The sequence below is a fragment of the Streptomyces sp. NPDC044033 genome, assembly GCF_056434425.1.
The window spans coordinates 1-10,564 of the sequence record NZ_JBWKFF010000022.1; the positions used below are offsets into that span (position 1 = coordinate 1).

9 protein-coding genes are annotated in these 10,564 nt (G+C 70.4%); 3 read left to right on the forward strand and 6 right to left on the reverse strand.

Going from position 1 to position 10,564, the window contains the following annotated elements:
- Window positions 1-148: 148 nt before the first annotated feature.
- From AC07AB_RS31370 to AC07AB_RS31395, 6 genes are all read right to left on the reverse strand, one after another.
- Entirely contained in the window at window positions 149-2,785 is a 2,637-nt protein-coding gene (locus AC07AB_RS31370) for an ABC transporter permease (protein WP_478573988.1), read from the reverse strand.
- A gap of 239 nt (window positions 2,786-3,024) precedes the next feature.
- Window positions 3,025-3,819 (reverse strand): ABC transporter ATP-binding protein, encoded by a 795-nt coding sequence (locus tag AC07AB_RS31375; protein WP_478573991.1) that lies wholly within the window; start codon window positions 3,817-3,819, stop codon window positions 3,025-3,027.
- Window positions 3,820-3,995: 176 nt separating this feature from the next.
- Complete coding sequence (locus tag AC07AB_RS31380) at window positions 3,996-4,907, reverse strand: carbohydrate ABC transporter permease (protein WP_478573993.1); 912 nt, start codon at window positions 4,905-4,907, stop codon at window positions 3,996-3,998.
- Window position 4,908: 1 nt separating this feature from the next.
- Window positions 4,909-5,796: a carbohydrate ABC transporter permease gene (locus AC07AB_RS31385; protein ID WP_478573996.1), complete on the reverse strand. Its 888-nt coding sequence runs from the start codon at window positions 5,794-5,796 to the stop codon at window positions 4,909-4,911.
- Window positions 5,793-7,151 carry an extracellular solute-binding protein gene (locus tag AC07AB_RS31390; protein WP_478573999.1) on the reverse strand — a complete coding sequence of 453 codons (1,359 nt, stop codon included), beginning with the start codon at window positions 7,149-7,151 and terminating at the stop codon, window positions 5,793-5,795. The genes AC07AB_RS31385 and AC07AB_RS31390 overlap by 4 nt, the downstream gene beginning before the upstream one ends.
- A gap of 80 nt (window positions 7,152-7,231) precedes the next feature.
- Entirely contained in the window at window positions 7,232-8,236 is a 1,005-nt protein-coding gene (locus AC07AB_RS31395; protein ID WP_478574001.1) for a chitinase, read from the reverse strand.
- 267 nt (window positions 8,237-8,503) lie between these two features.
- On the opposite strand from AC07AB_RS31395, the gene AC07AB_RS31400 reads away from it, so the two are divergent.
- From AC07AB_RS31400 to AC07AB_RS31410, 3 genes are all read left to right on the forward strand, one after another.
- On the forward strand, window positions 8,504-8,629 hold the full coding sequence (locus AC07AB_RS31400) for a hypothetical protein (RefSeq protein ID WP_478574003.1): 126 nt from the start codon (window positions 8,504-8,506) through the stop codon (window positions 8,627-8,629).
- A 5-nt stretch (window positions 8,630-8,634) separates the two neighbouring features.
- Window positions 8,635-9,759: a methyltransferase domain-containing protein gene (locus AC07AB_RS31405; protein ID WP_478574006.1), complete on the forward strand. Its 1,125-nt coding sequence runs from the start codon at window positions 8,635-8,637 to the stop codon at window positions 9,757-9,759.
- A gap of 281 nt (window positions 9,760-10,040) precedes the next feature.
- Window positions 10,041-10,454: a peptidase inhibitor family I36 protein gene (locus AC07AB_RS31410; RefSeq protein WP_478574009.1), complete on the forward strand. Its 414-nt coding sequence runs from the start codon at window positions 10,041-10,043 to the stop codon at window positions 10,452-10,454.
- Window positions 10,455-10,564: the final 110 nt, after the last annotated feature.

Genomic DNA, 10,564 nt, shown 5'->3' on the forward strand with positions numbered 1-10,564 from the left:
TTCCCCCCCCCTCCCCCACCCGCCACACAACGTGTGTTCTGGGCCCACCATCGAGGGACAGGGGGGGGTGGGGGGGGGGGGGGTTTTCTCTTCCTCCCCCCCCCCCCCCCCCCCCCCCCCCCACCGCCGTTTTCCGCTTCCGCCCGCCCTACTGCGCGCCGATCGACTCCAGCGGGTTCAGCCGGGCCGCCCGACGGGCCGGCCACACGGCCGCCAGCACGCCCACGACCAGGGCGATCAGCAGGAACAGGCCGATCCGCGCCCACGGCAGGCCGAACTCGTACGCCGGGAACGAGGACCGCACCAGGTGCCCGCCCGACCAGGCCAGGAACACGCCGACCACGACCCCCAGCACCGCGCCGAACAGGCAGATCATCACCGACTCCAGCCGCACCATCTGCTTGACGTCCCGGCGGGCCAGGCCGATCGCCCGGAGCATGCCGATCTCCCGGGTGCGCTCGAAGACCGACATGGCGAGCGTGTTGACGACGCCGACCACCGCGATCACCAGGGCCATGCCCAGCAGCCCGTACGTCATGTTCAAGATGTCGCCGATCGAACCGCTGCGCTCCTCGCGCAGGACGGACTGGTCCTTCACCTTCACCAGCGGGTTGCCGCCCAGGGCCGCGCGGAGCTTGTCGTCGAGCCCGGACGTCCTGCCCGGCTCCGCCTGGACGAGGATCCGCTCGTTGGCGAGGGTCTGCTGGTCCGTGTGGCCGTCGATCGCCGACAGCGAGGTGAGCGCGTTGGGGGCCACGTCGTTGTCGGCGTAGATGCCGGCGATCGTGTACGGGACGTCCTTCTGGGCCTTCTCCCTGCCCTCCTTCTTCCGGCCCTTCCCCTTCTTCCGGTCCTCGGCCTGCTTCTCCTCCGCCTCGGCCTCCGCGCCGGGGAAGGAGAGCTTGACGCGCTGGCCGACCCGCAGGCCGTGCTCGCTCGCGGCCTTCGACGAGACGGCGATGGCGCCCTTGGCCTGTACGGCCTGCGCCGACCCGCTGACGAAGCGCAGGTTGGCCACCTTCGGGAAGGCCGCGACATCCGTGCCGACCAGCGCGCCCAGGCTGTCCCCGTCCACATCGGCGCCGACGGTGCGCAGCGGTACGGCCGCGGCGGCGCCCGGCACGCCGGCCAGCCGGTGCGCGGCGTCCTTCCCGAGGCCGCGGACGCCGTCCGAGGACACCTGGTAGTCGGCCGTCAGACCCTGCTTCTCCATCATCCGGTCGACGCCCAGGGTGGCCGAGTGGCCCAGCACCGTCAGACCGGTGATCAGCGTGAGGCCGATCATCAGCGCGGAGGCCGTCGCCGCGGTGCGGCGCGGGTTGCGCAGGGCGTTGCGCGTCGCGAGCCGTCCGCTGGACGGGAACATCCGGACCAACGCCTTGCCGGCGAACGTGATCAGCGGGCGCGACAGCAGCGGGGCGAGCACGGTGACGCCCGCCAGGACGAGCGCCGAGCCCACCATGCCGGCGTTGATGCCCCCGCTGTCCGACAGGGTGGTCACGTACAGCATGGTCGCCACGCCCGCACCGGCGAGCACCGCGCCGATCGCACCGCGGACCACCAGGCTCCGCTGCGCGGGCGCCTGGTCGATCTCGGACAGCGCCTCCACCGGGGCGACCCGCGCCGCACGCCGCGCCGGCAGCCACGCGGACAGTACGGTCACGACCACGCCGATCACGAGCGCGTAGCCGGCCGAGGACGGTTCGACGATCAGCGGGCCGTCGGGAAGGTGCGAGCCCGTCGAGTTGAGCAGCGGTCGCAGCCCGAGCGCGACGCCGATGCCCAGCACGAACCCGGCCACCGAGGCCAGCAGCCCCAGCACCGCCGCCTCGGCCAGCACCGAGCGCACCACCTGGCGGCGGGACGCGCCCACCGCCCGCAGCAACGCGGTCTCCCGGCGGCGCTGCGAGATCAGCATGGTGAAGGTGTTGGCGACGATGAACGCCCCGACGAACAGCGCGATGCCCGCGAAGACCATCAGCGACTTGGTCAGCGACCGGTTGCTCATGGTGATCTCACTGGCCTGGATCTCGGCCAGCTCCGAACCGCTCTTCGCGAAGGCCGTCTCCTCCGGCAGCAGCCGCTGGATCCGCTCGGTCAGCTCGCCGTCGTCGGCGCCCGGCTCCGCCCTCACCTCGAACTCGCTGTAGGAACCCGGGGCGGCGAACAGGCGCTGCGCGGTGGCGATGTCGAACAGCGCCAGCGTGCCGCCCGTCGTCACCCGCGGATCGTGCGTCTCCACGACGCCGACCAGCTTCTTGGTCATCACCGGACCGTCCACCGCGAACCGGATCTTGTCGCCGAGCTTGAACCCGGCGTCGGAGACGGCCCTCGAATTCAGCGCGATCTCGTCGGAGGAGGCGGGCGCGCGGCCCTTGGTGAGCGGGTAGCGGGCGTCCTTGCCGTCCTTCCCCGGCGCGTAGTCGGCGCCGAGCGAACCCCAGTCGCTGCCCAGGGGCCGCTGCTTCTTGTCGGCGACGGTGGCGTAACCCGTGGCGCTCGGCCGCAGCGAGGCGACGCCCGGCAGCGCCCGGACCTTCTTGGCCAGCCGCTCGTCGAGCGCTGTCTTGTGCTGATCGCCGGGGGAGGGCATCCCGTCGTTGGCGGTCACCAGGACGGCGACGCCCTTGTAGTTCTTGGCCGAGACGTTGCTGTAGGCCTCGGCGGTGGTGTCGCCGAATATCAGCGTGCCGGAGACGAAGGCGGTGCCGAGGATGATCGCCAGAGCGGTCATCACCAGCCGGGCTTTGTGCGCGAGTACGTTGCGCAGGGCGGTGCGAAGCACGTGTGTCAGTCCTGGGGGGTGCTGAGATGGGGAGCGCCGGATTCCGGCGGCGAGCGGCGGGTGGTGAGCGGCGGATGGGTCGCTAGGGGAGAGGGGCATCCGGGGCCGTACGGGCCGCTCGGCTCGTACGGCTTCTGAGCGCGTACGGCCTCTTGACGCGTACGGACCCTCAGTGCGTACGGGGCCCCTCGACGCCGTACGGGCCCTCAGTGCGTACGGGGCTCAACGCGTACGGCCCCTCAGGTCGTACGGCCCTTGGCGTCGAACGCCTTCATCCGGTCGAGGACCGCGTCCGCCGTCGGCGCGCGCAGCTCGTCCACGACCCGGCCGTCGGCCAGGAAGACCACCCGGTCCGCGTACGCGGCGGCGACCGGGTCGTGCGTCACCATCACGACCGTCTGCTGGAGGGCCGGCACCGACTCCTGGAGGAATCCGAGGAGTTCCGCGCCCGAACGGGAGTCGAGGTTGCCGGTCGGCTCGTCCGCGAAGATGATCTCCGGCTGGGAGGCGAGCGCGCGGGCCACGGCGACCCGCTGCTGCTGACCGCCGGAGAGCTGCGCCGGCCGGTGCGAAAGCCGCGCGGAGAGGCCCATGGTCGAGACGATCTGCTCCAGCCAGGCCCGGTCGGGCCGGCGGCCCGCGATGTCCATCGGCAGGGTGATGTTCTCGATCGCGTTCAGCGTCGGCAGCAGGTTGAACGCCTGGAAGACGAAGCCGACCCGGTCCCGGCGCAGCCGCGTCAACTGCCGGTCGCTGAGCGACGCCAGCTCGACATCGCCGATCCGGGCGGACCCCGAGGAGAGGGAGTCGAGCCCCGCCATGCAGTGCATGAGCGTGGACTTGCCCGACCCGGACGGTCCCATGATCGCGGTGAACTCCGCGCGCCGGAACTCCACGGACACCGCGTCCAGCGCGACCACCTGGGTCTCGCCCTGTCCGTACACCTTGCTCAGCCCGGTCGCCCGCGCGGCGACGGCGTTGGGGGCGGCGCCGGGGACGGCGGTCGACGTGGGGAAGGGGGCGGAATGGGACACAAGGTCTCCTGGGAGAGCGGGGAACGGGGTGCGCTCCCATCCTCGATCACCGGGCCCCCTCCCCACCTCAGCCGCACGGCCCGACCTGGGCACCGGCCAAATGGCCGATGCCGGGTCCGTACGTCGTACTCAAGATGGACGCCCGTCCGACTTACGGGCGACCGGGCGTCCGGCGCTCACCCCTTCACCGCGCCGCCCAGCGCGAACCCGCCGCCCAGCCGCCGGGCGATCAGGACGTACAGCAGGATCACGGGCGTCGAATAGAGGATGGAGAAGGCGGCGAGCTGCCCGTAGGCGACCTCGCCGTGGTAGCCGAAGAAGGTGAAGATGCTGACGGACGCCGGGAGTTGGTCCGGCGTGAGCAGCAGCATGAAGGGGACGAAGAAGTTGCCCCACATCATGATGAAGCTGTAGATGGTCACGACCGCCACGCCCGGCCCCACGAGCGGCAGGATGACGCGGGCCAGGGCCTGCATATGGTTCGCGCCGTCGGTCCAGGCGGCCTCTTCGAGGCTGACGGGGATGCCGTCCATGAAGTTCTTCATCAGCCAGATGGCGAACGGCAGCTGGGTCGCCGCGAGGAAGAGGGCCGTGCCGGACAGTGTGTCGATGAGGTTGATCTGCACGAAGAGGCCGTACACCGGGACCATGATCGCGGTGATCGGCAGACAGGTGGTGAACAGCACCGCCATGAGGTACGGGCGTTTGAAGCGGGAGCGGAACCGTGAGAGGGGATAGGCGGCGAGGATGGCGCAGACGATGGTCAGGGCCGTGGCGCCGCCGCACAGGAGCAGGCTGTTGAGCATGGGCCGGTAGGTGATCTCCGGGTCCATGAGGGCGTCGAAGTTGGCCAGCGTGGGTTTGGACGGCACGGAGACGCTGAGCGTGGCGTGTTCGTCGAGCGAGGACAGCACCAGCCACGCCAGCGGCACGGCGAAGGCCAGGGCCGCGACCAGGAGCGCCGCGTCGGCCGCCAGCCGCTGCCGCGCCGCGCGCCGCAGCTTGGGCGTCCGGCGGCGGGCTCGAAGGGGCCCGTGGTGCGCTTGAGGGGACCCGCGCCGTGCGGGGGCCGTCGGTGTCCGGCGCATCTCAGACCTCCTCGCGCAGCAGTCGCAGATAGACCATCGAGAACAGCGCCCCCACCAGGAGCAGCAGCAGCGCCACCGCCGTGCCGTAGCCGATGAGCGCCTTCAGGAACGCCTGGTCGTACATGAAGACCGGCAGCGTCTGGCTGCGCGTACCGGGCCCGCCGCGCGTCATCGCCCAGATCAGGCCGAACACCGACAGCGTCTGGAGCGTGTTGAGCATCAGATTGGTGGCGATGGAGCGCCGGATCATCGGCAGCGTGACGCGCCACATCCGCTGCCAGCCGCTCGCGCCGTCCACCTCCGCCGCCTCGGTGATCTCCTGCGGGATCTCGGAGAGCGCGGCGGAGTAGACGAGCATCGAGAACGCGGTGCCGCGCCAGACGTTGGCGAACGAGACGGCGAGGATGGGCAGCGTGAACAGCCAGTTCTGGGAGGGCAGATGGAGCCATTCCAGAATGTCGTTCAGGGTGCCGCGCTGGTTGAAGAAGGCGTAGAGCAGAAAGCCCGCGACGATTTCCGGCAGCACCCAGGCGGAGATGACGATCGCCCCGGTGAGTGTCCGTACGGGCCGCGAAGCGCGCCGCATCAGGGCGGCGAGCCCCAGGCCCAGGGTGTTCTGGCCGAGGATCGAGGAGAGCACGGTGAAGACGAGGGTCAGGACGACCGCGTTGCGGAACTTGTCGTCGCCGAACGCCCGCCGGAAGTTGTCCAGGCCCACGAAGTGGGTGGACGAGGCGCCGGTGAGCTGCATATCGGTGAAGGAGATGTAGACGCAGTACGCGATGGGCCCGCCGAGGAAGAGCAGCAGGAGGAGGGTGGCGGGGGCGACGGGCAGCCAGCGGAGGCGGTGGCGGGGCCCGCGGGCCCGCACCGTCGGGAGCGCGGTCATCCGTTCCTGCTCACCACCGCGCCGTCGGTGATCGACGCGACTTGCTCGTCGTACGCCTTCGCGGCCTCACCGACCGACGAGTCCCCGGTGGTCACGTTCTCCATCTGCTCCCCGATCGCGGCGGAGACCCTGGGGTAGACGGGCAGCGCGGGGCGGAAGTGGCTGTACTTCACCAGCGAGGTGAAGAAGTCGATGCCGGGCATGGACTTGAGGTACTTCGCGTCGGCCGCGACGTCGTCGCGGACCGCGATCTGCGCGCCCCGGATATCCCACTCCGCCGCGTTCCGCCTCGACTGGAGCGTCTCGATGAACTGCCAGGCCAGGTCGGCGTTGCGGGACTTGGCGGGGATCGACCAGGCCCAGCCGCCGGAGAGGCTGACCTTGCCCGGGGCCTGCCCGTGCTGCGTCGGGAACGGCGTCTGGGCCATCACCTTCGACCACCGCGGCCACGGTTTGCCGCCGGTGGGGAGCCAGTACTCCCCGAGCCAGGAGCCGTCGAGGTCGATGGCGACCTTCCCGGCCGGCAGCCATTCGCTGACGTTGCGCACGGCGACGTTCGGGTCGAGGGCGTCGGAGACCTCGGGGCCGAGCTTCTCCGCGTAGACGCGCCGCACGAAGTCCAGCGAGTCCCGGAACCCCTTGCTGCCCGTCACCCACTTCTTCGCCGCCGGGTCGTAGAGCGGGTCCTTGCCGGTGCCGTACAGCAGCATCTCGAAGGTCTGCATCACGGACGCCTCGCCCGCGCCCTTGCCCGTATAGACGTTGAGCGGGGTGACGTCCGGGACCTTGCGCTTGATCGTACGAGCCGTGTCCAGGACGTCCTGCCAGGTCTTCGGCCGCCACTTCGTGGGCAGCCCGGCCTTGGCGAAGATCTCCTTGTTGTACCAGAGGGCGCGGGTGTCGGTGCCGTCCTGCACGCCGTAGGTCTTGCCGTCCTCGGCCTTGGTGGCGGCCTTCGCGGCCGGCGCGAACTGCTTCCAGTCGGCCCAGGTTCTCAGTTTGTCGTCGAGCGGACGCAAATAGCCGCTCTTGATATCGGAGTTGATGAGGAACGTGTCCTCGTACACGAGATCCGGCGAGGTCTTCGGGGACCGCATCATCTGCTGGATCTTGGCGTAGTAGTCGTTCTCCGACGACTGGATCGGGATCAGGTCGATCTTCTTGCCCCGGTGCGCCTTCTCGAACTCCTTCTTCACCATGGCCAGATAGTCGTCGGTGTACCGGACCTTGCTGTTCGTGTTCCGCTGATAGGCGACTTTCACGGTGTCCGGATGGGGCGCGGACCCCGCGCCGCAGGCGGTGAGCGTGCCTGCGGCGAGGGTGGCGACGAGGATCACTGGGACGGTGGGGCGCACGGGCTCGACCTCCAACTGGCCTCGGTGGGCTGCCCGGTGACCGTACGGCCGTCGCCGGCGGGGCGTCATCCCCGCGACCGTCAACCGTTGTAGCCGGCCAGCACCTTGGTGAAGTCGTACGTTCCCTGGTCGATGCCGCTGCACGCGTCCCCGCCACCGCCGGATCCGCACTTGCGGTCGCGGTTGAGCGCCCAGAAGGAGACGCGGGAGAGGTGGTGGCTCGTCGCGTACGACACCATCGACGTGAAGTTCGCGACCGAGACGACCTCGCCGGCCTGGTCGGTATGGCCGTTCATCGAGGAGAAGCCGACCTTGCGGTAGGCGGCGTCGGAGGAGAGCTTGTACTCGCTCGCGACGGTGTTCTTGAGCCCGTCCACCGCCGACTTCGTGGCGGCGGCCATGTCGACGCTCCCCTGGCCGAAGTCGAACGGCATCACGGCCCAGTCCGCGTCGAGCCCCTTGGCCGCGCCGCGCTTGACGAGGTCCTTGCCGTCGGCGGTCGGGCCGGTGGTGGTCGTGCCGAAGGTGACGTAGACCTTGAGGCCGGGGTTCTTCGTCTTGGTCGTCTTCAGGGCGTCGACGACGCGCTGGCGCACGGTGGCGTTCGAGACCTCGGTGGCCTCGATGTCGATGTCGATGGACTTCAACTTGTAGGCGTCGATGACCTTCTGATAGGCCCCGGCGAGCGCGCCGGCGGACGAGCACTTCTCGCCCAGCTTGTTGCCGCTCCAGCCGCCGAAGGAGACGGTGATGTCACCGCCCGCCGACCGGATGGAGTTGATCGTGGTCTGGTCGGCGCCGCCGGTGAGGGCGCGGGTGCCGTCCCACTTCGGGTTGCAGCCGCCGTCGGAGAGCATGAAGGCCATGGTGAACTGCTTGATGCCGGTGGCCGACATGACGGACGTGGCCTTCGGCGGACTGCCCCAGCCGAGGTAGAGATACGGGCCGTTGAGCCCGCTGGGCGCGGCGGCGGGGGACGTCGCCCGGGGGGTGTGCGCGCTTGGGGTGGCGTAGGCGCCGGCGGTGACGCAACCGCTGACGACGACGCCGGCGGCGAGTGCGGAGACGATTCTCCTGCGATGCACGTCGAACCTCCATGGGGGGTGGGTTGAGCGTGCTGAACGCTAGCGAGAGGTCATGCTCGCGACAAGGTGTGGTTAGAAATGCTTCCTGACGCATGGAGTTGCGAGGGCGCTGTGGCGATGTGTACCGTACGTGACTGTCATATGACACAGGGTTAATCCAGGTGGCCTTGCCGCCTCCCGGTCACCTCCGTACTGCCCCCGAGGGTCGCCCTGTTCCGCGCCCGGAACCATCAGCAACGCCCGGAACCATCAGCAAGGAGAAAGCGCATGGCACGTCACGGCGAGAAGCCCGCCCCCGTCCCGCCGCCGAAGGAGCCCTCCCCGCGCGACAAGGACAGCCGGCACCCCGACGTCTCCCGGCCCGGCAGCGGCGACCACCGCAAGCCGAAGTAGCGGGCATGGGACCGGACTTCACCGCGCTGCGCGCCGAGGCCGCCGAGGTCCTCGGCGGCCTCGGCGCCTTCGCTCAGCCCTGGTCGCGCCGCGCCTTCGAGGACGTGCCCCGCCACGCGTTCATACCGCACACCGTGTGGGCCGAGGACCGGGACGGCTACCGGTCCTTCGGCCGTACGGACGACCCGCGGCGGTGGGCCGCGATGGCCTACGCCCCGTGCGACGGGCTGGTCACCCAGGTCGACGACGGCCGCACCCCCGCGGGCGGCGTCGGCACCCTGCCGACCTGCTCCATCAGCGCCCCGGACGCCGTGCTGAACATGCTCGCCGAAGCCGGGCTGCGGGCCTCGGACACCGTCTTGGAGATCGGCACGGGCACCGGCTACAACGCCGCCCTCATCGCCCAACGCGTCGGCGGCGACCGCCTGGTCACCGTCGAGATCGACGCGGCGCTCCACGCCGGGGCCCGCGCCGCGCTCACCGCCGCCGGCTACGAGGACATCACCGCCGTGCACGCGGACGGAGAGGCCGGCTATCCGCCGCGCGCCCCCTACGACAGGGTGCTGTCCACCGCCGCGGTGCTGACCGTCCCCTACGCGTGGGTCGAGCAGACCCGCGCCGGCGGCTTGATCCTCACGCCCTACCGCACCGCGTTCTGTTCCCACGGCCTCGCCCGCCTCACCGTCGGCGACGACGGGCAGGCGTCGGGGCGCTTCGCCGGGGCCATGAACTTCATGACCGTACGCGGACAGCGCCCGCGCTCCCCGATCGGCGAGTTGTTCACCGACGAGACCTGGCGGGAGGCGCGCGAATCCACCCCCGACGGGGGCCTGGACCGCCTCGCCCTCACCGACCCGCACGCTGCCTTCGCCATCGGCCTGCTGCTGCCCGGCGTCTCCCACTGGGAGCAGGGCGACGGCCACTGGTGGTGTGGCCCGGACTCCTGGGCGTACAGCACCGGCACGGCCGTGTACCAGTGGGGGCCGCGCGACCTCTACGACGAGACCCGGGCCGCGGCCGACTGGTGGCGCGACGAAGCCGGCCGGCCCTCGCTGTTCGACTTCGGCCTGACCGTGACGGAGGGCGGGCAGACCGCGTGGCTCGGCGATCCCGGCCACGCCCTTCCCTGAAACCCCGGTCGGCGGGGGCGCCTGCCCGTCAGCGGGCTTGAAACGGTCAGGGTATCCGTGCCGGGCGGGCGCGGTCGCGCTGCGGTGCCCGCCCGTAGACCCATGGCTCGAAGTCGCCGTGGCCTGAATGACGGTTGCGCGACCGTACCCCCTGGTCTTCTCTTGGGGCGCCGATGTTTCACGGGCAACTACGTGTGCACAGGCGACTATGGCCGCTCCAAGACAGGCCCTTGGCGTGGCCTTTTCGGGGCGGCTCCCATGCGCAGAGAAACGGAGTCGTAATGCGTTTCGTGCATTCAACACACCGCAGGGCCGCCACCGCACTGGCAGCGGCCGTATTGGCCGCCGGGGCCGCGGCGTTCGCCGCCCCGGCCGCGATGGCCGACAGTGGCGCCGCCCGAGCCGCCACCCCGCGAGTGGCCGGCAACTACGACTGCCCGCAAGGTGCTTTCTGCATCTACAACGGATGGAACGGCAGCGGTGAGCGCTGCGACTTCTATGGCAGCGACCCCTCGGCCGGCAGATCCTGCGGTTTCAGCGCCAGAAACGACAACGTCCTGTCGGCGTACAACAACACGACGGTCCGGGTGAATTACTACACCAGCGAGAGATACCAGAACCGCATCGGATCGGAAACGCCCGGCAACCGGACGAATTTGGCGGGCAATTACGTCATCAGGTCGGTCAAGTTCTAGTAGGCATTGACGAATGAGCCGGTGGTGGGGGGGGGGGGGGGGGGGGGGGGAGGGGGAAGGGGGGGGGGGGGGGGGGGGGGGGGGGGGGGGGGGGGGGGGGAGGAGAGGGT